Below are 24650 nucleotides of genomic sequence, written 5' to 3'. Positions count from 1 at the left end.
GCTTTTTGTTTCAAGAATAGGGGTGAGGATGTTCGAGGAAGAAAACGCGCAGTGGGGGCTGGTGCATGCCCTGGTGCTGGACGGTAAAGGCGGTGCGCGTTCGATAGCCCGGACTGAACTCGATGACTTGCAGCTGCAGGCCCACGAAAGCCTGTGGCTGCACTGGGATCGCAGTCACCCGCAAACCCAGACCTGGCTGCGCAAATCCAGCGGGCTGAGTGAATTTAGTTGCGATTTGTTGCTGGAAGAGAACACCCGACCGCGTCTTTTGCCGCTGCCGGACTCTGAACTGCTGCTGTTTCTGCGCGGGGTCAACCTGAATCCGGGCGCGGAGCCGGAAGACATGGTCTCGGTGCGGATCTTCGGTTCGGCTCAACGGGTGATTTCCCTGCGTTTGCGGCCGTTGCGTGCCACCGAAGAGTTGTTGGTGCAACTGGCCGACTGCAAAGGGCCGAGAAGCGCTTCCGAGCTGATCCTGTATATGGCGCAATACCTTACCCATAAAGTGCAGGATCTGGTCGGCGACCTCTCGGAAGTTGTCGATGAGGAAGAAGAAAAGCTGGATGCCGACGAACGGTATACACCTGAGCATGGGGCTGTTTTGCAGATCCGCCGCAGGGCCGCTGGGCTGAAGCGTTTTCTGGCGCCGCAGCGGGATATTTTCGGTCAGCTGACGCGGATAAAACTGCCGTGGTTCTGCGAAGACGATGGCGATTACTGGAACGAATTGAACAACAGCCTGACCCGTTACCTCGAGGAACTGGAATTGACCCGGGAGCGCGTGGGGCTGGTCCTGGAGGCTGAAGACCGGCGTTTGAGCGTGCGCATGAACCGCACGATGTATCGCTTCGGGATCATCACCGGAATCTTTTTGCCGATGAGTTTTCTGACCGGTCTTTTGGGCATCAACGTCGGCGGTATTCCGTTCTCTGCCAACCCCTACGGCTTCCTGATCGCCTGCCTGTTGATGGTCTTGGTGGCGCTGGGGCAGTGGTGGTTATTCCGACGTTTACGCTGGGTCTGACGATGAGCCATGTGACCCGACCAAATCTAACCGCGTCTTTGACAGACATCACGAGAGGTGCGTATGCACGATCCGTTTGAACAGTCTTTGCGTGACATGCTCAAAGCATCGCCGTCCAGCCGTGACGACGATGCCTGTCTGGGGCGTGTACTGAAAACCGCCAACCGCCAGGTCGGTGCCGGCGATCTGTTCAGCCTTCTGGGCCGTTGGCTGCCCGCGCTGATGATCGCCCTGAATAACGGATCGGCCCATGTAGCGCCGGTTTCTCGTCTGCGTAAACCTACCGCCCGCACTGCTGATAAGGCTGATTGAATATGGAACTTGATCTCTGGACTCAGAGCCTCGTCACTGCAATGACTGCGTTGTGGACCAAAGTTGCGAACTTCATTCCGAACCTGTTTGGCGCACTGGTTGTGCTGCTGCTGGGTTTTGTCGTGGCCAAGCTGCTGGACACGCTGCTCTCAAAATTGCTCGCCAAATTGGGCCTTGATCGCCTGATGGGTGGCACCGGACTGACCAAATTGCTGTCCCGCGCCGGCCTCCAGGTGCCTATTTCGACGCTGATCGGCAAAATTGTCTACTGGTTCGTCCTGCTGATTTTTCTCGTTTCTGCCGCAGAATCCCTTGGACTTGAACGAGTTTCGGCTACGCTGGACATGCTGGCGCTGTATGTTCCGAAAGTATTCGGCGCGGCGCTGGTGCTGCTGGTGGGTGTCTTGCTGGCGCAACTGGCCAATGGGCTGGTACGTGGCGCGGCAGAAGGTGTAGGGCTGGATTACGCCGCGGGCCTGGGGCGGATTGCCCAGGGCCTGGTGATCATCATCAGTATTTCGGTTGCGATCAGCCAGTTGGAGGTCAAGACAGACCTGCTCAACCACGTGATTGTGATCGTCTTGATTACCGTTGGTCTGGCGGTTGCGCTGGCCATGGGGTTGGGAAGCCGGGAAATTGCCGGTCAGATTCTTGCGGGAATCTATGTGCGAGAGTTGTATCAGGTTGGGCAACAAGTGCGTGTTGGCGAGGTCGAAGGGCAGATCGAAGAGATCGGCACGGTGAAAACCACGGTGCTGACCGACGAGGGTGAGCTAGTCTCTCTCTCGAATCGGATTCTCCTGGAGCAGCATGTGAGTAGCCGCTAACCCGGCAAATCCTGCTAATGTATGCCGCCGCAAAATGCCCTGAGGGGTTGCGGCGGACATTGACCTGACTGTCGGCCCGACTTGTTTTGAATAAAGCTCAATCGCTCTCCACGCGCTACGACCCCCGCGAGCTCTCTGATGAGGAGTTGGTCGCGCGCTCGCATACCGAGCTGTTTCACGTAACGCGCGCCTATGAAGAACTGATGCGGCGTTACCAGCGAACATTATTTAACGTTTGTGCACGGTACCTGGGGAACGATCGTGATGCAGACGATGTCTGTCAGGAAGTGATGTTGAAGGTGCTGTACGGCCTGAAGAACTTCGAGGGCAAATCGAAGTTCAAGACGTGGCTCTACAGCATCACGTACAACGAGTGCATCACGCAGTATCGGAAGGAACGGCGTAAGCGTCGCTTGATGGACGCTTTGAGTCTGGACCCCCTCGAGGAAGCGTCTGAAGAAAAGGCGCCGAAACCCGAGGAGAAGGGCGGACTTGATCGCTGGCTGGTGTATGTGAACCCGATTGATCGTGAAATTCTGGTGCTACGTTTTGTCGCAGAGCTGGAGTTTCAGGAGATCGCAGACATCATGCACATGGGCTTGAGTGCAACAAAAATGCGGTACAAACGCGCTCTAGACAAATTGCGTGAGAAATTTGCAGGCATTGCCGAAACTTAGTTTGGCGCAAATATCTCTTACGTGTAGGCAAGTTCTGATAGACTTGCCGCCGAGTTGTCCCCCGGTTTGCGGGACTGCTTCACAATCACCAGATGGGGATTTAACGGATGAAACTGAAAAACACCTTGGGCTTGGCCATTGGTTCTCTTATTGCCGCTACTTCGTTCGGCGCGCTGGCACAAGGCCAAGGCGCAGTTGAAATCGAAGGCTTCGCCAAGAAAGAACAGTACGACAGCGATCGTAACTTCAAGAACAACGGCAACCTGTTCGGCGGCTCGGTTGGTTACTTCCTGACCGACGACGTAGAACTGCGTCTGGCCTACGACGAAGTACACAACGTACGTGCAGATGATGGTCGCAACGTAAAGGGCGCTGATACCGCTCTGGACGCTCTGTACCACTTCAACAACCCAGGCGACATGATCCGTCCATACGTTTCTGCCGGTTTCTCGGACCAGAGCATTGGCCAGAACGGTTCGGGTCGTAACCGCTCCACTTTCGCCAACGTTGGCGGCGGTGCCAAGCTGTACTTCACTGAAAACTTCTACGCCCGTGCTGGCGTTGAAGCTCAGTACAACATCGACCAGGGCGACACCGAGTGGGCTCCTAGCGTCGGTATCGGTGTGAACTTCGGTGGCGGCTCCAAGCCTGCTGCTGCTCCAGTTCCAGCACCGGCTGAAGTTTGCTCCGACAGCGACAACGATGGCGTTTGCGACAACGTTGACAAGTGCCCAGACACCCCAGCCAACGTAACTGTTGACGCTGATGGCTGCCCAGCAGTTGCTGAAGTTGTTCGTGTTGAGCTGGACGTGAAATTCGACTTCAACAAGTCGGTAGTCAAGCCTAACAGCTACGGCGACATCAAAAACCTGGCTGACTTCATGAAGCAGTACCCATCCACCACTACTGTTGTTGAAGGTCACACTGACTCCGTCGGTCCTGACGCTTACAACCAGAAACTGTCCGAGCGTCGTGCAAACGCCGTTAAGCAAGTTCTGACCAACCAGTACGGTGTTTCGCCGTCCCGCGTTCAGTCTGTTGGCTACGGCGAATCCCGCCCAGTTGCTGACAACGCCACTGAAGCTGGTCGCGCTGTAAACCGTCGCGTAGAAGCGAAGGTTGAAGCTCAAGCTAAGTAATTAGCTCGCAGCTCAAGAAAAGCCCGGCTTAGGCCGGGCTTTTCTTTGTCTGCGATTTGGTGAAGAGGGAGTAATAGGTAGGGTTCAGGCTGATTGATCGGCCACCATCGCGGGCAAGTCGCGCTCCCACAGAGATGAAGTTGCACAGGCTGCCACGGCACCGATCACCAGGATCGCCGGGCTCTTCAACTGAAAGCTGAGGGCATCCTCTTCCATTGCTGTCAGGTCGCTCCGGCATTCCCGTTGGTGCGGCAGCGAAGCGTTTTCGATCATCGCCACGGGAGTATCGGCGGCCATTCCACCGGCCAGCAGTTGCTCACGAATCTCGCTCAGTTTTGCGACACCCATATAGACCACCAACGTGGTGCCGCCTTGAGCCAGGGCCTGCCAGTTCAGGCTACTGTCATCCTGAGTGTGCGCCGTGACCAGTGTCACGCCACGGGCGACACCCCGCAGTGTCAGTGGAATATCACATTGGGTCGCGCCGGCAAGGCCAGCGGTGATGCCATTGACCAATTCAACCTCGACCCCTCGTTCACGTAACCACTGCGCCTCTTCACCGCCGCGTCCGAAGATGCACGGATCGCCACCCTTGAGCCGCACCACGCATTTGCCGTGGCGGGTATAACGCAGCATCAGGCGATGAATGAAGGCTTGAGGCGTGGAGCGACAGCCGCCGCGCTTGCCCACGGGAATAATTCGCGCATTCGGGCAATGCTCCAGTACCGCAGGATTGACCAGATCGTCGATCAACACCACGTCCGCTTCGCGCAACGCACGAACCGCCTTGAGGGTCAGCAATTCCGGATCGCCGGGACCCGCACCCACCAGCCAGACTTTTGCGCTCATAGTGTTTTCCTCACGAGGTGACGGCGACTGGCTGCGCAGTGGCGGCCAGTAAACGCTTGATTTCCGGGACGCAGGAGCCGCATTGCGTGCCGCAGCCCAATTCTTGTTTCAAACCTTGCAAGTCCAGGCCACGGCTGATTCCGGCACAGATTGCGTTCTGGCTGACGTTCATGCAGTTGCACAGGGTTTTGCTGCCGGATGCAGGGGCGCCAGCGTTGCCTGGTGGCGCACTCAACGGTGCCAGCAGCCAACGGCGCAGTTGTTCGTCGGCGCGACCTTCGAGCCACAGGCTTTGCAGCCAATGTTGGGCGAGTGTTTCACCGGCCAGGCGAATCGCGGTGATCCGGCCGTTCTCGATACGCACCCGTTTACCGATCGAGCGCCGGGGGTCGTCGTAGGCCAATACCGGGCCGTCGTTGAGCCCCAGGCATTGATCGATATCACGCAACAACTGCGGCTCTGGCGCGGTGGCGCTGGCGGCGCGTATCAGCAGCGCGGGACGCTCACGGCCGGCCAAGCTGAGGCTGGCGTAGGAAAACGCCTCGCAGAGTGGTCGCAACGTCTCCAGGTGCTGTTGAACATCACCTTCGATCAGGGCGAAAAGCTGCCAGGGCAAATGCACAGGCTCGAGCCGCACACCGCTGTGTTTGAGTTCCGGTTGCTTCGACAACGGATCGAAGGCGGGAAGGGTGAGGGTATTCACACCGCCCTTGAGAAAGCGGTCGCCCCAATGCATCGGCAGGAAAGCCTGGCCCGGACGTACGCTGTCGTCGCTGCTGACCGGCAGGATCACCGCGCCCCGGCGACTTTTCAGATTGATCAGGTCGCCAGGTTGCAGGCGATGCCGACGCAGTTCATCCGGGTGTAGGCTCAACACGGCTTCGCTGACATGGCCGAACAGTTGCGCGGCGGTGCCGGTGCGGCTCATGCCGTGCCATTGATCGCGCAGGCGACCGGTGATCAAGGTCAGCGGGAAACGCGCATCGCGTTGTTCCTTGGCGGCGCGATAGGGGTCGGTCACGAACTGCGCACGCCCGCTGGCGGTCGGGAATACCCCGTCAAGGTACAACCGCGCGGTGCCTTCGCGGGCTCCGGCGGGGAAGGGCCATTGCTGCGGTCCGAGCTGGTCGATCAACTCATGACTGATCCCGGACAGGTCGAGGTCGCGGCCGCGAGTCAGTTGTTTGTATTCGTCGAAGACCTGTGCCGGGGTTTCAAAGGCAAACAGGCTGGAGGCTCCGGGACGCAGGTGTTTTTCCAGACGCTGTGCGAAATCCACGGTGATCGCCCAATCGGGCCGTGCTTCACCGGGGGCGCCGATGGCTCGGCGGACGTGGGAAATGCGTCGCTCGGAGTTGGTAACCGTGCCGTCCTTTTCACCCCAACTGGCGGCGGGCAGCAACAGGTCGGCGAATGCGGCGGTTTCGGTGGTGTGGAAGGCTTCCTGCAACACCACGAACGGGCAGGCTTGCAGTGCCTCGCGCACAGAGGTCTGGTCCGGCAGCGACTGGGCAGGGTTGGTGCAGGCGATCCACAGGGCTTTGATCTTGCCGCTGCGCATCTGCTCGAACAGTTCGATGGCCGTGAGCCCGGTGTTTTCGGGCAGTTGATCGACGCCCCAGTAGGCGGCCACTTGCGCCCGGTGTTCGGCATTGGCCGCTTCGCGATGGCCTGGCAGCAGGTTTGACAAACTGCCGGTTTCCCGGCCGCCCATGGCATTGGGCTGACCGGTCAGCGAGAAAGGTCCTGCGCCGGGCCGACCGATTTGCCCGGTAGCCAAGTGCAGGTTGATCAGCGCGCTGTTCTTCGCGCTGCCGGCGGTGGACTGATTCAGCCCCATGCACCACAGCGACAGAAAGCTCGGTGACGTGCCGACCCATTCCGCGCATTGGTGCAGTTGCTCGACGCTGATGCCACAGAGTTGCGAGACCATTGCCGGGGTGTAGTCGCGTACCAGGTTTTTCAGCTCGGCCAAGCCTTCGGTGTGGGCCTTGATGAAGTCGCGGTCGATCCAGTCTTCCCACAGCAGCAAGTGTAAAATCCCATGGAACAACGCGACATCGGTACCGGGCAGAATCGCCAGGTGCAGGTCAGCCAGATCGCAGGTGTCAGTGCGCCGTGGGTCGATGACGATGACTTTCATCTGCGGACGATGGGATTTGGCTTCTTCCAGGCGACGAAACAGGACCGGGTGGGCGTAGGCCATGTTGCTGCCGACGATCATCACGCAGTCGCTCAGTTCCAGGTCTTCGTAGTTGCAGGGCGGAGCATCGGCGCCGAGGCTGCGCTTGTAGCCGACCACCGCTGAAGACATGCACAGCCGTGAATTGCTGTCGATGTTGTTGGTGCCCACCAGCGCCCGCGCCAGTTTGTTGAAGGCGTAGTAATCCTCGGTCAGCAATTGCCCGGAGATATAGAACGCGACGCTGTCCGGGCCGTGTTCGGCGATGGTCTTGGCGAAGACACTGGCGGCGTGATCGAGTGCGCTGTCCCAATCTGTGCGGCTGCGAGCCAGTCCTTTGCCCAGGCGCAGTTGCGGGTACAAGGCCCGCGCCGTCAGGTCGCCGGTCAGATGCAAGGTCGAACCTTTACTGCACAATTTGCCGAAGTTGGCCGGGTGCGCCGGATCGCCGCTGACGCCGAGAATGCGCTCGCCGTCGTGCTCGATCAGCACGCCGCAGCCGACCCCGCAGTAGCAGCAGGTGGAGGCGGTGATTTGGCGGTCCATCAGCTTGCTTCCCGCAGAGCCAGCAGCACCCGGCCATTTTCGACCCGTGCCGAATGATGGTGGGCACAGCCGATATCGGGAGCCTGGGCCTCGCCGGTTTCCAGGTCGATCTGCCAGTTGTGCAGCGGGCAGGCGACCCGTTTGCCGTAGATCAACCCCTGGGACAGCGGCCCGCCCTTGTGCGGGCAGCGGTCGTCGAGGGCGAAAACCTCATCGTCGCTCGTACGAAAAATCGCAATGTCGCCTTTCGGGCCGGCGACGATCCGCGAGCCAAGGGTGTTGATCTCTTCCAGTGCGCAGATATCCAGCCAGTTCATACCGACACCTCCAGGTTCTTCACGGGAATGACTTCGAATTCTTTTTTCAGCAGTGGTTGCTCGAGGCGTTCTTTCCACGGGTCCTGTTCGAACGACAGGGAGAATTGCAGGCGTTCGTTGAGTGCCTTGCGCCGTACCGGGTCTTCCAGCACGGCTTTCTTGATGTGTTCCATGCCGACCCGTTGCAGGTAATGCACGGTGCGCTCGAGGTAGAAGGCTTCTTCACGGTACAGCTGCAGGAAAGCGCCGTTGTATTCGCGCACCTCTTCAGCGGTTTTCAACTTGACGAAGAATTCAGCGACTTCGGTCTTGATCCCGCCGTTGCCACCGATGTACATCTCCCAGCCGGAATCCACGCCGATAATTCCGACGTCCTTGATCCCCGCTTCCGAGCAGTTGCGTGGGCAACCGGAGACAGCCAGTTTTACTTTGTGTGGTGACCACATGTTGAACAGGTCATGTTCGAGCTCGATGCCCAGTTGCGTGGAATTCTGGGTGCCGAAGCGGCAGAACTCACTGCCGACACAGGTTTTCACGGTGCGGATGGATTTGCCATAGGCGTGGCCGGACGGCATGTCCAGGTCTTTCCAGACGCCCGGCAAGTCTTGCTTTTTGATCCCCAGCAAGTCGATGCGTTGGCCGCCGGTGACCTTGACCATCGGCACGTTGTACTTGTCGGCCACGTCGGCGATGCGCCGCAGTTCTGAAGGATTGGTCACACCGCCCCACATCCGCGGGACGACAGAGTAAGTGCCGTCTTTCTGAATGTTGGCGTGGGCGCGTTCGTTGATCAGGCGCGATTGCGGATCGTCCTTGGCTTCGCCGGGCCAGGTGGAAATCAGGTAGTAGTTGAGCGCCGGGCGGCAGGTGGCGCAGCCGTTCGGCGTGCGCCAGTTCAGGTAGCTCATGGTGCCGGCGATGGTCAGCAGATGCTGGTCGCGGATGGCCTGGCGGATTTGCCCGTGGTTGAGGTCGCTGCACCCGCAGATGGCTTTTTCGCTTTTCGGTTTGACGTCTGCCGCACCGCCCACGGTGTTGATCAGGATCTGTTCGACGAGGCCGGCACAAGAGCCGCAGGAGCTGGCGGCCTTGGTGTGTTTCTTCACGTCGTCGACGCTGAACAGCCCGTGTTCCTGAATGGCTTTGACGATGGTGCCTTTGCACACGCCGTTACAGCCGCAGACTTCGGCAGTGTCGGCCATGCTCATGGCTTTGTCCTGGCCTTGGTGTCCTACGTCGCCCAAGGCGTTTTCGCCGAACATCAAATGATCGCGGATCTCGCCGATGGCATGGTTCTCACGGATCTGCCGGAAATACCAGCCGCCGTCTGCCGTATCGCCGTACAGACAGGCGCCGACCAGCACGTCATCCTTGATCACCAGTTTTTTGTACACCCCGCCAATCGGGTCGGAGAGGGTGATGGTCTCGGTGCCTTCGCCGCCCATGAAGTCGCCGGCGGAGAACAGGTCGATGCCGGTGACTTTCAATTTGGTCGACGTCACCGAGCCCTTGTAAGTGGCGAAGCCCAGTTGGGCGAGGTGGTTGGCGCACACCTTGGCTTGTTCGAACAGCGGTGCGACCAGGCCGTAGGCGGTGCCGCGGTGGCTGGCGCATTCACCGATGGCGTACACCCGAGGGTCGTAGGTTTGCATTGTGTCGTTGACCAGAATCCCGCGGCTGCAAGGGATGCCGGCTTTTTCCGCCAGTTTGGTGTTGGGGCGAATGCCGGCGGCCATCACCACCAGATCGGCGGGGATGATGTCGCCGTTCTTGAACTGCACTGAGCCGACCCGGCCATTGCCGGCGTCGTGCAGGGCCTGGGTCTGTTCGCACAGGCGGAAATGCAGGCCACGGGCTTCCAGGGCGGTTTGCAGGAGTTGGCCGCTGGTTTTGTCCAGTTGGCGCTCCAGCAGCCATTCGCCGATGTGCACCACGGTGACGTGCATGCCCCGCAGCATCAGGCCGTTGGCGGCTTCAAGGCCCAGCAGGCCGCCACCGATGACCACGGCGTGCTTGTGGGTCTTGGCGGTGTCGATCATCACTTGGGTGTCGGCAATGTCGCGGTAGCCGATCACGCCCTGCAAGGTATTGCCGGGGATTGGCAGGATGAACGGGGTCGAGCCGGTGGCAATCAGCAGGCGGTCGTATTCAGCCTCAGTGCCGTCTTCGGCGATGACCCGGCGTTTGACCCGGTCGATCTCCACCACTTTGCGGTTGAGCAGCAGCTTGATGTTGTTTTCCAGGTACCAGTCCAGATCGTTGAGCACGATCTCTTCGAACGTCTGTTCGCCAGCCAGTACGGGGGACAGCAGGATGCGGTTGTAGTTGGTATGCGGTTCGGCGCCGAAGACCGTGATGTCGTACAGCTCATTACTCAGCTTGAGCAGTTCTTCCAGGGTACGAACCCCGGCCATGCCGTTGCCGATCATCACCAGTTTTAGTTTTTTCATCAGGTTCTCCGGGGAGCTCGGGCCTGCCTCATCAGGGCATTCAGACCTTGCTCGACAAAATTTTGCGCAAACAAAAAAAGGCGTCCCGCTAGCTAACTAGCGAGGACGCCTTTGTCCTTGTCCCGTTCTCTCGGGCAGCGCAGCCTTCTACGTTGAAGGCCGGGCTTTATGTCTGTTGGGAAAGGTAATGCAGTGGTTGTGCCAAGTCTCGCAAGGGCCGGATTTATGGGCTCTGGTCATGGGAGGAGGGTGTTTGCGTGCACCGGTTCAAGGCGCGATGCCCGGTTTTGAAGCAGAAAAATCAAAAGATCGCAGCCTACGGCAGCTCCCGCAGGAGATCGTGGGCTCCCGAAGGAGCTGCCGCAGGCTGCGATCTTTTGATCTTTTAACCGTGAAACAACAAAAACAGCAGCACCAGATTCACCAGCAACGACACCAGTGCCAACGTCCGCCAAACCTTCAACGGCTCGCGCTCCAGCAACGGTCTGGGTCGCACGCTCAAACTGCGTCGTTCTCCCTGTTCCAGCAGCAACAACCATTCTTCGGCCGTTTCAAAGCGCTGATCCGGGGCTACCGCCACCGCGCGCTCCAGACTTTGCGCGATCCATTCCGGCAGGTCGGGCCGGTAGCGACTGGCGCTGACAGGCACGCCAAACCGTGGGCGCTGGAACGCTTCGATTTCGCCGTAGGGATAATGCCCGGTGAGCAGGTAGTACAAGGTCACGCCGACGGCATACAGATCCTGTTGTGGTGTCGGCAGGTCGCCGCGGAACGCTTCTGGCGCGATATAGCTGGGCGTTCCAGGCAGGGCGAAGGCTTGATCTTCGGACAGCCCCGGACAGTAGGCGAGGCCGAAATCCAGCAGGCGCAACTCGCCGTCGTCCCCCAGCAGCAGATTCTCCGGTTTGATATCGCGATGCAGAATCTGCCGTCGATGCAGGATGCCGACAGCCCGCAGCAAGCGTTCGGCCAAGTCCTGCCATTGCGCCAGTGGCAGCGTTGTGACGCGCTCATGCAACTCAGCCAGGGTCGATCCGGAATACTCACGCATCACGTAATACAAATGCTGACGCTGACTGGCGGCATGGACTTCAGGGAAATGCCGACCGGCTACACGCTTGAGAAACCATTCCTCCGACAACAATGCCTGCCCGGCCTGGTGATCGTCACGCAGAGCGCCGGGCAAGGTTTTCAGTAGCCAGCGCTGTTGTTGTGCATCGCGCACCCGGTAGAGCAGCGATTGCTGGCTCTGGCCGAGGATCCCTTCGACCTGCCAGCCTTCGAAGGTCTGGCCCGGTTTCAGTGCAGGCGGCAGAGGCCATTGCTGCAGGTGAATCAGTGCATCGCCAATGCTGGTTTCGCCAAGGGCATCGACCCGCACCAGCAGGGCGCTGGCATTGTCCTGGCTGCCCGCCAGGTGCGCGGCGCTGACCAGGGTCTGCGCGGCACTGTTGAGGTCAGGTTGATCGCGCAGAATCGCCGCGATGGCGGTATCGCCCAGCACGGCCCAGATGCCGTCGCTGAGCAGCACGAAACTCTCGTTCAGGCGCAGTTCGCCATCCAGAAAGTCCAGCACCAGATGTTGATCCAGCCCCAGGGCCCGCTTGAGCACATGCTGCATGCCCGGCTGGTCCCAGACGTGATCCTCGCTCACCCGTTGCAAGGTGTCGGCGTGCCAGCGGTAAACCCGGCAATCGCCGACATGCGCCAGGGTGAAACGCCTGCCGCGCATCACCAGGGCACTGACCGTGGTCAGCAGCGGTTGCCCGCCGCCGTTGGCCTGCAGCCAGCGGTTTTGCGCCAGCAGCAGGCGATCGAGTGCCTGGGCGACACCCCAGGTTTCCGGTGTGGCGTAATAATCCAGCGCCAACGCCTGCAAGGTCGAACGGGCCGCGAGACCGCCATCGGCGCATTGGCTGACGCCGTCGGCGATGGCGAACAGGTAGCCCTTGCTCGCCGCCAGTGCCGGAGCCGGAGTGACCAGGCGCAGAGCGTCCTGGTTCTCTTCGCGAGGGCCGATGGCGCTGGCTTCGGCAAAACTCAGTTGCAGGCTCATTCAATCCTCACACGCGAGCCGCGGTGACGGCTGCCGAACCCCAAGTGGTTCTCCAGCGACGTTTCACCCCGTGCAGACCGAACCAGGCGAGTACGCCGAGGCTGGCGAACAACCACAAGGCCATTTGATAGCTGCCGGTACTTTGCTTGATCGCGCCCATGCCGGCCGCCAGTGCGAAGCCACCGATGCCACCGGCCATGCCGATCAAACCGGTCATCACACCGATCTCCCGACGAAAACGCTGTGGGACCAACTGGAATACGGCACCGTTACCTGCACCTAAACCGAGCATAGTGCAGACGAAAAGCGCCAATGCTGCGTAGGAACTCGGCAGATTGAAACCCACGGTCGCAATGCAGATCGCTGCCACGGTGTACATCGCCAACAGGGTGCGAATCCCGCCGAAGCGATCCGCCAGCGCGCCACCCAACGGACGCATCAGGCTGCCACCGAATACACACGCCGCGGTGTAGTAGCCGGCGGTCACCGGGCTCAAGCCGTACTGGTCGTTGAAGTAGCCGGGCAGGGCGCTGGCCAGACCGATGAAGCCGCCGAAGGTCACGCTGTAGAAAAACATGAACCACCAGCTGTCGCGGTCACCCAGGGCCTTGAGGTAGTCGGCCATGGACTTGGCTTTCGGCCGCTCAGGGGCGTTCTTGGCCAGCCAGGCGAAGACGATCAGGGTCAGGATCAACGGGATCAGGGCGAAGCCGAACACGTTGCTCCAGCCATACGCGGCGGCCAGCACCGGAGCGATCAGGGCGGCCAGCACGGTGCCCGAGTTACCGGCACCGGCGATGCCCATGGCTTTGCCTTGGTGCTGCGGCGGATACCATTGCGAGGCCAGCGGCAGGGCGACGGCGAAGGACGCACCGGCCATGCCGAGGAACAGGCCCAGCAACAGCGCCTGCTCGTAACTGTGGATGCCGACTTTCCAGGCAACGAGCAGGGCGCTGATGACGATTATCTGGCCGATGATCCCGGCGGTTTTTGGCGACAGGCGATCAGCCAGCAGGCCCATCGCAAAGCGCAATACGGCACCGGCCAGAATCGGCGTGGCCACCACCAGCCCGCGCTGTTGGGTGGTCAGGTGCAGGTCAGCGGCGATCTGCACCGCCAGGGGGCCGAGCAGGTACCAGACCATGAAGCTCAGATCGAAATAGAGGAAGGCTGCGAACAGTGTCGGGGTATGGCCGGATTTCCAGAAGCTTGAATTCATCGCGCACCTCAGCTGTCAGGCGTATCAAGAAGGAGTCATGAGCTTGCAGGTGGGGCGCCGCAACGGCCGCACCACCAGCCCCGGTCTCTGGGGCCAAAACGGAAAAACGCCGCTACCTGATTCGCAAAAGGGGGCGAATGAGGTGAGCGACGTCTTTGTCGTAGGTGGGGCAACCGCCGTTGGTTACCTTGCAGGGATTACTTAGCGAGATCTGTGCCAACAATCTGCTTTTTGTGGCGAGGGGGCTTGCCCCCGTTCGGCGGCGAAGCCGTCGCAAGGCCTGTGTGCGAGGACTTCTGAAGGAATGCAAGGGGCCGCTTCGCAGCCCAACGGGGGCGAGCCCCCTCGCCACAATGATCGGATCAACCGAGCAGTTCACTCATGGCAATGATCTGTTCCGCCACCTGTATCAGCTTCTGCTGGCGGCTCATGGCCTGGCGGCGCATCAGGGTGTAGGCCTCTTCTTCGTTGCAGTCCTTCATCTTCATCAGCAGCCCCTTGGCCAGCTCAATGCGCTTGCGCTCGGCCAGTTGCTGGTCGCGGGCGTGCAGTTGCGCGCGCAGGGCCTGATCGCTTTCAAAGCGAGCCATGGCCACGTCGAGAATCGGCTGCAAGCGTTGTGCGTGAATGCCTTCGACGATGTAGGCACTGACGCCGGACTTGATCGCCTGGCGCATCACGCCGGGATCGTGCTCGTCGGTGAACATCACGATTGGCCGTGGTTGGTCGCGAGTAACCAGCACCACTTGTTCCATCACATCGCGGCTCGGTGACTCGGTATCGATCAGGATCACGTCCGGACGCACCGTTTCGACGCGCGCGGGCAGGTCAATGGTCAGGCCGGATTCGTCGATGACTTCGAACCCGGCTTCGATCAGGGCCGCTTTCAGACGCCCGACTTTTTTCGCGGTGTCATTGATCAGCAGGATACGCAACATATTCGCAGGCTCCTGTCAGCGGCTGGCGAGAAGGGGGGCGCTGTCGCTCATGGCGTGCAGCGTGAAGCTGCGGGCATAGCCGGCCGGGTCCGAACCGTCCCAGACTTTGCCGTCGATCAGTTGACTGCTGCGCATTTCCTGAACCTGGGCGGGCACGCCGACAGCGGTGGCGGCCTCTCGGTATAAGTCTAGTTGCTGGACCTGACGGGCCACGCCGAGGTAATCCGGGTCGTCACGCAATAAGCCCCAGCGACGGAACTGGGTCATGAACCACATGCCGTCGGACAAATACGGCAGATTGACCTCTCCGCCACTGTGGAAACGCATCGCATGCGGGTCTTGCCAGTGATTGCCCAGGCCGTCGGTATAGTCGCCGAGCAAACGCGGTTCGATGCAATCGAGCGGGGCATCCAGGTATTCGGGGGCGCTCAACAGTTGCGCGGTGCTGCGGCGATTTTCGCGGCTGGCTTCAATGAAGCGGCTGGCCTCGAGGATCGCCATCACCAGGGCCCGGGCGGTATTGGGGTATTGCTCGACGAAGGCGCGGGTGCAGCCGAGGACTTTTTCCGGGTGGTCGGGCCAGATGGTCTGGGTGGTGGCCATGGTGAAACCGAGATTCTGTTGCACCGCACTGGCAGCCCACGGTTCGCCGACGCAGAACCCGTCGATGCGCCCGGCTTGCAGGTGCGCGACCATTTGTGGCGGCGGCACCACCACGCTGTCGACATCCTGCAACGGATGAATGCCCTGGCTCGCCAGCCAGTAATACAGCCACATGGCGTGGGTGCCTGTGGGAAATGTCTGGGCGAAGGTCAGTTTTGGGCGACTTTGGTGCACGTGATGGTCCAGTGCTTCAGGACTGGTCACGCCCAAGGCCTGCAAGCCGTGGGAGAGGTTGATGCTCTGGCCGTTCTGGTTCAGGCCCATGAGCACGGCCATGTCGGTGGAGGCTACGCCGCCGATGCCCAGGTGCACGGCGTAAATCAGGCCGTACAGGCTGTGGGCGGCGTCGAGTTCGCCGCTGACCAGTTTGTCCCGCAGGTTGGCCCAGGACGACTGGCGCTTGAGGTTCAGGGTCAGACCGTAAGGCTGGGCGAAGCCCTGGGTGGCGGCGACCACCACTGAGGCGCAGTCGCTCAGAGCCATGAAGCCAAGGTTTATTTCGGTTTTTTCCGGGGCATCGCTGCCGTTGACCCAGGCCAGTGGGCCGGCTGATGGTTCATTCATCGATTTGCACCTTCCAAAAAAAACGTCGTCCCATGGCCTCTGCGCGAGCAGAGCCGGTGACGACGCCATTGTCCTTCCACTCATTCCGTCGTTGGCATGAGTGCTGATGATCATGTTGGTGCAAGGCATATGCCATCGCTGGCTGATTTTGTCGTGCGCCTCGCCTGTGGACTCGATGCGCGGCTATAATCGCCGCCTCTCATCGCCACCCGAGTCAAGCCTGCCCATGTACACCCTGGCCCGTCAGCTGCTGTTCAAACTTTCCCCGGAAACCTCCCACGATCTGTCCCTGGACCTGATCGGCGCGGGCGGGCGTTTGGGCCTCAACGGCTTACTGTGCAAGGCACCGGCGAAAATGCCGGTGACGGTCATGGGCCTGGAATTCCCGAACCCGGTGGGTCTGGCGGCCGGTCTGGACAAGAACGGCGCGGCGATCGACGGATTTGCCCAACTGGGTTTCGGTTTCGTCGAAATCGGTACCATTACCCCGCGTCCGCAACCGGGTAATCCGAAACCGCGGATTTTCCGCTTGCCCCAAGCCGAGGCGATCATCAACCGCATGGGTTTCAACAACCTCGGCGTCGATCACTTGCTCGCTCGCGTGGCGGCAGCCAAGTACAAGGGCGTGCTGGGTATCAATATCGGCAAGAACTTTGATACGCCGGTTGAACGTGCGGTTGACGACTACCTGATCTGCCTGGACAAGGTCTACGCACACGCCAGCTACGTGACGGTCAATGTCAGCTCGCCGAACACACCGGGCCTGCGCAGCCTGCAATTCGGCGATTCGCTCAAGCAATTGCTCGCCGACCTGGCCACGCGCCGGGCGGAATTGGCCCTGCGCCACGGCAAACATGTGCCTTTGGCGATCAAGATCGCACCGGACATGAGCGATGAAGAAACCGCTCAAGTCGCCCAGGCGTTGATCGAAACCGGGATGGATGCGGTGATCGCCACCAACACCACCCTGAGCCGCGTCGGCGTCGAAGGCCTGGAGCACGGTGACGAGGCGGGCGGGTTGTCCGGCGCACCGGTTCGCGACAAGAGCACCCACACCGTGAAGGTGCTGGCGGCGGAACTGGCCGGTCGCTTGCCGATCATCGCCGTGGGCGGTATCACTGAAGGCAAGCACGCGGCTGAGAAAATCACTGCGGGTGCGAGCCTGGTGCAGATCTATTCGGGCTTTATCTATAAAGGCCCGGCACTGATTCGTGAATCGGTAGATGCCATCGCCGCGTTGCGCTGAAGCCTGATTTGGGCCCTGATGGTGGGGGCTTTTGTGGCGAGGGAGCTTGCTCCCGCTCGGCTGCGAAGCAGTCGTAAATCCTGCAACCGCGTTTTACCTGACACTCCGGGTTGATTGGTTTTGGGGCCGCATCGCAGCCCAGCGGGAGCAAGCTCCCTCGCCACAGAAACGACCTCACCACCGTAGTTTCTTTGCAGGCATAAAAAAGGGCTCCCCGAAGGAGCCCCTGGGCCGAAGCCCGCCGTCCGGATAGGACGTGCGTGGTTAAGTCGTAGCGTAATCAGATTGTCGTGTCGGAGTGTGTGCCCTGTATTAGCCGACGGCGTGAAGTTCGTTGAGTCTGTGGATTCCCGCAGTGCCGGTCATACCGTCCCAATTGTCGCCGCGTCCTTCTCGCCAGCCATTGATCCAGGCTTGGCGTACCGACGGTAGAGTAAAAGGGCAAAGCTCACGGGATTTACCACCAACGCCATATTGATATCCGCGCAAAAATGCTCTTTCCAACGGATCACGCTTAAGTCTTCTCATAGGGTGTTTCCCTCACTTGTTGACTGTATGTATCGCGTCGACCTCAATCGAGGTCAGGCAGAAAAATTCTGCCGTTGGTGGCTCGCTGCCGGCGTCGCGAGCCAAGGTGTTGACGCCGTTGCGACGTCAACCTGAGTGGAGTTCTAACCAATGCGTCACATCGAGGGAATGACCGTTTTGTCATAAGAACGTAACCATAAAGATGGTATGGCCATAAGTAACACGATATTTGTGCCGTGTTGATTGGCCAAAGCCCGGTATGATCGGCCCTTCGCTGGGATGCTGGGGGTTGCGCCTTAACGAGAATGACACCCGTTGCTCTTGGGTATTATTCGACGAAGGGTCGACTTATGACATTTTGTTTCATCAACTTTTTTATCTGCCCTGGCATCTAAGCTCTTTTAACCCGAGCAGTCAGGGTGGGACGGCACACCTTCGTGCCACGCGGGCGTTCTGTTAGAAAAACGCCTGATTGAAAACCGGATCGGCAACGCGTTGCCGGTTCACTTAGCTAAAGGCTCTGGAATTACCATGTCCGATCGTTTCGAACTCTTCCTCACTTGCCCCAAAGGCCTTGAAGGTCTGCTCATCGAGGAAGCCGTCGGGCTTGGCCTTGAGGAAGCACGCGAGCACACCTCGGCTGTGCGCGGCATGGCCACCATGGAAACCGCTTATCGCCTGTGCCTGTGGTCGCGTCTGGCGAACCGGGTGCTGTTGGTGCTCAAGCGCTTCCCGATGAAGGACGCCGAAGATCTCTATCACGGCGTGCTGGATATCGATTGGCAAGACCACATGCTCAACGACGGCACCCTGGCCGTCGAATTCAGCGGTCACGGCTCTGGCATCGACAACACGCACTTTGGCGCCTTGAAGGTCAAGGATGCCATCGTCGACAAACTGCGCACCCCGCAAGGCGATCGCCCGTCCATCGACAAGCTCAACCCGGACCTGCGCGTTCACCTGCGTCTGGACCGTGGCGAAGCCATCCTGTCCCTCGACCTGTCCGGGCACAGCCTGCACCAGCGCGGTTATCGCTTGCAGCAAGGCGCGGCGCCGCTGAAGGAAAACCTCGCGGCAGCGATTCTGATCCGTTCCGGCTGGCCGCGCATTGCCGCCGATGGTGGCGCGCTGGCTGACCCGATGTGCGGTGTCGGCACGTTCCTGGTGGAAGCCGCCATGATCGCCGCCGATATGGCGCCGAACCTGCGCCGTGAGCAGTGGGGCTTCACCGCCTGGCTCGGTCACGTACCGGCGCTGTGGAAAAAACTCCACGAAGAAGCCACTGAACGCGCCGCGGCCGGCCTGGCCAAGCCACCGCTGTGGATTCGCGGTTACGAAGCCGACCCACGCCTGATTCAACCGGGCCGCAACAACGTCGAACGTGCCGGCCTGAGCGAGTGGATCAAGATTTACCAGGGCGAAGTGGCAACGTTCGAGCCGCGCCCGGACCAGAACCAGAAAGGCCTGGTGATCTGCAACCCTCCGTACGGCGAGCGTCTGGGCGATGAGGCGAGCCTGCTCTACCTCTACCAGAACCTCGGTGAGCGTCTGCGTCAGGCGTGCTTGAACTGGGAGGCGGCGGTGTTCACCGGTGCTCCGGACCTGGGCAAGCGCATGGGCATCCGCAGCCACAAACAGTATTCGTTCTGGAACGGCGCGTTGCCGTGCAAATTGCTGTTGATCAAGGTCACGCCAGACCAGTTCGTCACCGGCGAGCGTCGCACCCCGGAACAGCGTCAGGCCGAGCGTGAACAGGCGGCCTACGATGAAGCACCGAGTGAGCCGCAAGAGCGCAAGTACAACAAGAACGGCAATCCGATCAAACCGGCTCCGGCACCCGCCCCGGTGATCGAGCAGCCGCGCCTGAGCGAAGGTGGGCAGATGTTTGCCAACCGTCTGCAAAAGAACGTCAAGGCGCTGGGCAAGTGGGTCAAGCGTGAAGGCATCGACTGCTACCGCGTCTACGATGCCGACATGCCGGAATATTCCATGGCCATCGACCTGTATCACGACTGGGTCCACGTTCAGGAATACGCCGCGCCGAAATCCATCGATCCGGAAAAAGCCTCGGCGCGGATGTTCGATGCCCTCGCGGCAATCCCGCAGGCGTTGAACATCGACAAGAGCCGCGTGGTGGTCAAGCGTCGCGAACGTCAGAGCGGCACCAAGCAGTACGAACGCCAGAGCGCCCAGGGCAAGTTCAACGAGGTTAACGAAGGCGGCGTGAAGCTGCTGGTGAACCTCACCGACTACCTCGACACCGGGTTGTTCCTCGACCACCGGCCGATGCGCATGCGGATTCAGAAAGAGGCGGCCGGCAAACGCTTCCTCAACCTGTATTGCTACACCGCGACGGCCAGTGTGCATGCGGCCAAGGGCGGTGCGCGCAGCACCACCAGCGTCGATCTGTCGAAAACTTACCTGGACTGGGCGCGGCGAAATCTGTCGCTGAACGGTTTCTCCGACAAGAACCGTCTGGAGCAGGGCGACGTGATGGCCTGGCTCGACGCCTGCCGTGACGAATACGACCTGATCTTCATCGACCCGCCGACCTTCTCCAACTCCAAACGCATGGAAGGGATCTTCGACGTGCAGCGTGACCAGGTGCAGTTGATCGACCTGGCCATGGCGCGACTGGCACCGGGTGGGGTGTTGTACTTCTCCAACAACTTCCGCAAGTTCCAGCTCGAGGAAAACCTCACCGAGCGTTATGCCGTTGAAGAAATCACGGCCCAGACCATCGATCCGGATTTCGCCCGTAATGGCAAGATCCACCGTGCCTGGAAGATCACTGCTCGCTGACACTTGAGCCTGATTGGATCCACAGAGCCTTGATTTTTAAAGGCTCTTTGGTTCTTTCAGTGCTGGTCAAATTAGTGGCTAATAGCTATAACTCAACTCATGGCCAATGGGCTTTCCGGCACCTGGCGTTATGAGTTGCGTTTATGTCGTTACACGCCGTGCGCCCCAAGATCCTGGGTTTTATCAGCGAAGATGTCTCGGCCTGGCTGGTCGCGCTGCTGGTATTGCTCGTCGGCGGGATTCTTACGGGGTTGCTGGCCTGGGCAACACTCAATCAGTTTCATCAGCAAATGCGGCAACGTTTCCAACTGCTCGCCAGTGAACGCTACAGCCGTATCGTAGAACGTTTCGAAGATCAGGAGCAGCGCCTTGATGGCCTGCGCCGGTTCTTCGCCAATTCCGAGTCGGTGTCCCGCGAGGAATTCGACGGTTACGCCAAACCTCTTTTGCGGCGCACTCAAGCCTATTCCTGGGCACCACGGGTTTCCCGCGCCGAACGCCCCTTGCTTGAACGCTTCGTGCATGACGAAGGCTTGAGCAATTTCACCTTTCGCGAACTCACCGCCGACGGCCAGTTGCAACCGGCCGCGGAACGGGACGAGTACGTGCCGGTGCTCTATACACAAACCCAGAGCCGACTGCCCACGCCGCTGGGTTACGACCTGCTGGCCCAGCCCCTGCGCCGTTCGACCCTGGAGCGTGCCGATCGAACTGGCCGCATGGTTGTCTCGCAACCATTGCATCTGGTAGGCATTGAGCCTGCCTATTCACGGGGTGTGTTGCTGGTGGCACCGGTCAGCCGTCAGCAGCTGCCGGGCACCACGCCCGCCGGGTATGTGATGGCGGTGATCAGCATGCGCCAGCTGCTGGCGGACGGGCTGCCGGAAGAGAATCATGATTCTCTCTCGGTGCGCATTCTCGACTTGTCCACCGATGACCAACACGAAGTGCTGTACGAGTCGACCAACCCGGCGGGGGCCAGTGACTTATCCTCCACGCGCTTGCTGCGCCTGGCCGACCACGATTATCAAGTGGATATGCGCCCCAGTGCTGCGTTCCTGCAAGCCAACCATTCTTCAGTGACCAGCCAGGTGGTGCTGGGTGGTTTACTCAGCTTGTTGCTCAGTGTGTTTCTCTATGTGTTGGTCAGCCAGCGGCAACGGGCGCTGAAAATGGTCGAGCAACGGACCGAGGAACTGCACGCCCGTGAGCAAGAGCTGCGCGGCACGCATGGCCAATTGCGCGGCGTGCTGGATGCTGCGACTCAGGTGGCGATCATCGCCACCGACCTGCGGGGGATCGTCAGCACTTTCAATGCCGGTGCCGAGCACATGCTTGGTTACTCCAGTGCGCAGACCGTGGGCCACATGACCCTGGAAAACCTGCACCTGCCCCGGGAGCTCGAGGCGCGGTCGGCGGAGTTGAGCGCGCGCTATGGCAAGCCGATTCCGACCTGTCAGGCCATGTTGGTCGAAGGCGGGGAAGAGGGCGGTCATGAAGCCCGGGAGTGGACGCTGGTGCGCCGCGACGGCAGCCATTTGACGGTGAACATGCTGGCGACTCCGGTCCTCGACGAACAAGGCTTGTGGGTCGGGTACTTGGCGATTTGCATCGACATCACCGAACGCAAGCGCGTCCACGAGGCTCTGGCGGCGCGGGACCTGTTGTTGAAGAAGCTCAGTGCCCATGTGCCCGGCGGGATTTACCAGTTCAAGATGGAGTTCGATGGGCGCTTCAGCATTATCTACGCCAGCGACGGGATGCGCGAGATCTACGAACTCGAATTGGAGGTACTGCTGAGCAATGCCGAAGCGGTGTTCTCGCGGATTCATCCTCAGGACTCGCGCCGGGTCCGCGCGTCGATCCAGGTGTCGGCGGACAACCTCAGCCCCTGGCGCGAAGAGTATCGCGTGCAATTGCCCGAGCGTGGCCTGCGCTGGGTCCGCGGCGAAGCAACGCCGGAGGAACTGCCCGGTGGCGGTGTGCTGTGGCATGGCTACATTTCGGACATTTCCGACCTCAAGCGGGTGGAAGAGGAGTTGCGCGCACTGTCGGTGACCGACTCATTGACCGGGATCTATAACCGCCGCTACTTCCAGGAGCGCCTGACCACCGAAATGGCCCGGGTCGAGCGCGGCGGTGGCGAGTTGTCGGTGATCATGCTCGACATCGACCACTTCAAACGCATCAATGACCAGCACGGCCATGCCGTGGGCGATCGGGTATTGCAGGCGGTGTGTGAGCGTATTGGCCGTCGCCTGCGGCGCACCGATGTGTTCTGTCGCCTGGGGGGCGAAGAGTTCATGGTGCTCTGTCCGGACATCGACGGCGAGCAGGCTCATGTGCTGGCCTTGGAACTATGGCAAGGGTTGCGCAGTTCGCCGATCGACGAGGTGGGGATCGTTACCGCGAGTTTCGGGATTGCCAGCTGGCGGGCCGGGGAAGGCGCGGATGCGTTGCTGTTGCGGGCGGATTCGGGGGTTTACGCGGCGAAGCAGGCGGGAAGGGATCGGGTTGAAGGGCAGATGAGCTAGGTCTGCATACAGACCCTGTTGGAGATTCTATGTTGCAGGGTTGCCCTGCAACATAGAATCTCCGACATTGGATCTGAGGTGTTCTATGGATCCGGTTACAACACCGATGCCGTGGTCGGCAGTTTCGGCTGGCGATACAGGTCCAGCAGCACCTGATCCAGCACCGAAGACGCGCCAAACGGAGCCTTGTCGTTAAGGATCGCCACCACCGCCCAGGTATTGCCATTGACATCGCGGCTGAAGCCGGAGATGGCACGCACGGTGTTCAGGGTGCCAGTCTTGACGTGGGCTTCACCGGTCATGGCCGTGCGCTTCAGGCGTTTGCGCATGGTGCCGTCGGTGCCGGCAATCGGCATCGAGCTGATGAACTCGGCGGCGTACGGGCTGCGCCAGGCGGCTTGCAGCATCGCGGCCATTTCACGCGCGCTTACCCGTTCGGCGCGGGACAGGCCGGAGCCGTTCTCCATCACCAGGTGCGGTGCGGTGATGCCTTTCTGCGCCAGCCACTGACGCACCACGCGCTGGGCCGCTTTGGCGTCATCACTGTCGGCGTCGGTGCGGAACTTCTGGCCCAGGCTCAGGAACAACTGCTGAGCCATGGTGTTGTTACTGTATTTGTTGATGTCGCGAATGATTTCCGCCAGGTCTGGCGAGTAGGCCCGGGCCAGCACCTTGGCGCTGCTCGGCGTCGGTGCCAGACGATCCTGGCCCTGGATGCTGCCGCCCAGTTCCTTCCAGATCGCGCGCACGGCGCCGGCGGTGTAGGTCGCGTGGTCGAGTAGCGACAAGTAGGTCTGGGAGCTGCAACCTTCGCCCAACTGGCCGCCGACGGTCACGGTGACGCTGCCATCAGCCTGGGTCACCGGGTTGTAGCGCACGCCCCCGGTGCATTGCTTGGAGTTGAGCGCCTTGACCTGATTGTCGATGCGGATGCTGGCAATCGGCGGCTCGACCGACACCAGGACCTTGCCCGAGTCGTTGCGGGCCACGAATCGCAGGGCCTTGAGGTTGACCAGCAGTGCGTCGGGCTTGACCAGGAACGGTTTGTTCTCGTCATTGCCGTCGTCGTTGAACTCGGGCAGTTGCGGCTGCACGAAGAAGCCGCGGTCCAGCACCAGGTCACCGGTGACCTGGGTCACGCCATTGGCGCGCAAGTCGCGCATCAGCAGCCAGAGTTTTTCCATGTTCAGCTTCGGATCGCCGCCACCCTTGAGGTAGAGGTTACCGTTGAGGATGCCACCGCTGAGGGTGCCGTCGGTGTAGAACTCGGTTTTCCACTGATGGTTCGGGCCAAGCATTTCCAGCGCCGCATAGGTGGTGACCAGTTTCATGGTCGAGGCCGGGTTGACCGAAACGTCAGCGTTATAAACGGTTGGGGTGCCCGGGCCATTAAGCGGGATCATCACCAGCGACAAGGCACTGTCCGGCAATTTGCTGGCCTTGAGGGCCTTTTCAACGTTGGGCGACAGGGCGGTGTTGATCGGTGCGGCGGAAACGGGGAGGGCCAGGGGCAGAAGAAGGCTGGCCAGCAGCAATGGACGCAAAGATTTGATCATCTGAAATAAAACCCTACAGCCGAGGGGAAAAAAGACGAGGGCATGGTGATAAATTCCCTCAGCGGTCATGAAAGTGTCGGCATTATGCCCCAAGGTGCAAGGGCTTGTGCCGCACCTTGGTCGACTAATCCGCTATTTTTTTACCGACGGTAGACGTCGCGCCGTTCTGAGGCGGGTAATCGGCGCCTTAAACTGCTAAAGTGCCGCCCGTTATTACTTAT

At 60.4% G+C, this 24650-nt stretch carries 18 protein-coding genes; 8 read left to right on the top strand and 10 right to left on the bottom strand.

Annotated features, from left to right (window positions below; genetic code table 11):
• Window positions 1–28: 28 nt before the first annotated feature.
• From AC07V0_RS10490 to AC07V0_RS10470, 5 genes are all read left to right on the top strand, one after another.
• Entirely contained in the window at window positions 29–1024 is a 996-nt protein-coding gene (locus AC07V0_RS10490) for a zinc transporter ZntB (RefSeq protein WP_086945771.1), read from the top strand.
• A gap of 63 nt (window positions 1025–1087) precedes the next feature.
• The gene (locus AC07V0_RS10485; protein ID WP_007940635.1) at window positions 1088–1336 is read left to right on the top strand and encodes a hypothetical protein; all 249 of its coding nucleotides are present in this window, start codon (window positions 1088–1090) and stop codon (window positions 1334–1336) included.
• Between the two features lie 2 nt (window positions 1337–1338).
• Complete coding sequence (locus tag AC07V0_RS10480; protein WP_007940637.1) at window positions 1339–2163, top strand: mechanosensitive ion channel family protein; 825 nt, start codon at window positions 1339–1341, stop codon at window positions 2161–2163.
• 86 nt (window positions 2164–2249) lie between these two features.
• On the top strand, window positions 2250–2840 hold the full coding sequence (gene sigX, locus AC07V0_RS10475; RefSeq protein WP_017337463.1) for an RNA polymerase sigma factor SigX: 591 nt from the start codon (window positions 2250–2252) through the stop codon (window positions 2838–2840).
• A 107-nt stretch (window positions 2841–2947) separates the two neighbouring features.
• A complete protein-coding gene (locus AC07V0_RS10470) occupies window positions 2948–3979 on the top strand; it encodes an OmpA family protein (RefSeq protein ID WP_018925262.1) in 1032 nt (343 codons plus the stop codon).
• 84 nt (window positions 3980–4063) lie between these two features.
• Here AC07V0_RS10470 and cobA read toward each other — a convergent pair whose 3' ends face one another.
• The 8 genes from cobA to AC07V0_RS10430 form a co-directional block, all read right to left on the bottom strand.
• Window positions 4064–4828: a uroporphyrinogen-III C-methyltransferase gene (gene cobA, locus AC07V0_RS10465; protein WP_086945139.1), complete on the bottom strand. Its 765-nt coding sequence runs from the start codon at window positions 4826–4828 to the stop codon at window positions 4064–4066.
• Between the two features lie 10 nt (window positions 4829–4838).
• Window positions 4839–7556, bottom strand: coding sequence for a nitrate reductase (locus AC07V0_RS10460; protein ID WP_086945138.1), 2718 nt, complete (start codon window positions 7554–7556; stop codon window positions 4839–4841).
• Complete coding sequence (nirD, locus tag AC07V0_RS10455; RefSeq protein WP_018925265.1) at window positions 7556–7873, bottom strand: nitrite reductase small subunit NirD; 318 nt, start codon at window positions 7871–7873, stop codon at window positions 7556–7558. Before nirD ends, AC07V0_RS10460 begins: the two co-directional genes overlap by 1 nt.
• A complete protein-coding gene (gene nirB, locus AC07V0_RS10450; RefSeq protein WP_086945137.1) occupies window positions 7870–10323 on the bottom strand; it encodes a nitrite reductase large subunit NirB in 2454 nt (817 codons plus the stop codon). The genes nirD and nirB overlap by 4 nt, the downstream gene beginning before the upstream one ends.
• 385 nt (window positions 10324–10708) lie before the next feature.
• Complete coding sequence (locus AC07V0_RS10445) at window positions 10709–12379, bottom strand: bifunctional protein-serine/threonine kinase/phosphatase (protein ID WP_064619175.1); 1671 nt, start codon at window positions 12377–12379, stop codon at window positions 10709–10711.
• Window positions 12380–12386: 7 nt separating this feature from the next.
• A complete protein-coding gene (locus AC07V0_RS10440; RefSeq protein ID WP_018925267.1) occupies window positions 12387–13598 on the bottom strand; it encodes a nitrate/nitrite transporter in 1212 nt (403 codons plus the stop codon).
• A gap of 362 nt (window positions 13599–13960) precedes the next feature.
• Window positions 13961–14536 (bottom strand): ANTAR domain-containing response regulator, encoded by a 576-nt coding sequence (locus tag AC07V0_RS10435; protein WP_007940646.1) that lies wholly within the window; start codon window positions 14534–14536, stop codon window positions 13961–13963.
• 15 nt (window positions 14537–14551) lie between these two features.
• Complete coding sequence (locus tag AC07V0_RS10430) at window positions 14552–15763, bottom strand: CmpA/NrtA family ABC transporter substrate-binding protein (RefSeq protein WP_086945136.1); 1212 nt, start codon at window positions 15761–15763, stop codon at window positions 14552–14554.
• Window positions 15764–15989: 226 nt separating this feature from the next.
• Here AC07V0_RS10430 and AC07V0_RS10425 point away from each other — a divergent pair, with 226 nt between their 5' ends.
• Window positions 15990–17009 carry a quinone-dependent dihydroorotate dehydrogenase gene (locus AC07V0_RS10425; protein WP_026331742.1) on the top strand — a complete coding sequence of 340 codons (1020 nt, stop codon included), beginning with the start codon at window positions 15990–15992 and terminating at the stop codon, window positions 17007–17009.
• Window positions 17010–17321: 312 nt separating this feature from the next.
• On the opposite strand, the gene rmf is transcribed toward AC07V0_RS10425, so the two are convergent.
• Complete coding sequence (gene rmf / locus AC07V0_RS10420; RefSeq protein WP_003223300.1) at window positions 17322–17537, bottom strand: ribosome modulation factor; 216 nt, start codon at window positions 17535–17537, stop codon at window positions 17322–17324.
• Between the two features lie 531 nt (window positions 17538–18068).
• On the opposite strand from rmf, the gene rlmKL reads away from it, so the two are divergent.
• Together rlmKL and AC07V0_RS10410 are read left to right on the top strand one after the other, a co-directional pair.
• Entirely contained in the window at window positions 18069–20339 is a 2271-nt protein-coding gene (gene rlmKL / locus AC07V0_RS10415; RefSeq protein ID WP_018925272.1) for a bifunctional 23S rRNA (guanine(2069)-N(7))-methyltransferase RlmK/23S rRNA (guanine(2445)-N(2))-methyltransferase RlmL, read from the top strand.
• Window positions 20340–20482: 143 nt separating this feature from the next.
• Window positions 20483–22873: a sensor domain-containing diguanylate cyclase gene (locus AC07V0_RS10410; protein WP_086945135.1), complete on the top strand. Its 2391-nt coding sequence runs from the start codon at window positions 20483–20485 to the stop codon at window positions 22871–22873.
• A 95-nt stretch (window positions 22874–22968) separates the two neighbouring features.
• Here the strand turns inward: AC07V0_RS10410 and dacB are convergent, their stop codons facing one another.
• A complete protein-coding gene (gene dacB / locus AC07V0_RS10405) occupies window positions 22969–24429 on the bottom strand; it encodes a D-alanyl-D-alanine carboxypeptidase/D-alanyl-D-alanine endopeptidase (RefSeq protein WP_018925274.1) in 1461 nt (486 codons plus the stop codon).
• Window positions 24430–24650: the final 221 nt, after the last annotated feature.

This window comes from Pseudomonas sp. GW821-FHT01E10 (assembly GCF_059422365.1).
The sequence above is the reverse complement of the archived record's forward strand: the minus strand, read 5'-3'. Positions and strand labels throughout refer to the sequence as shown.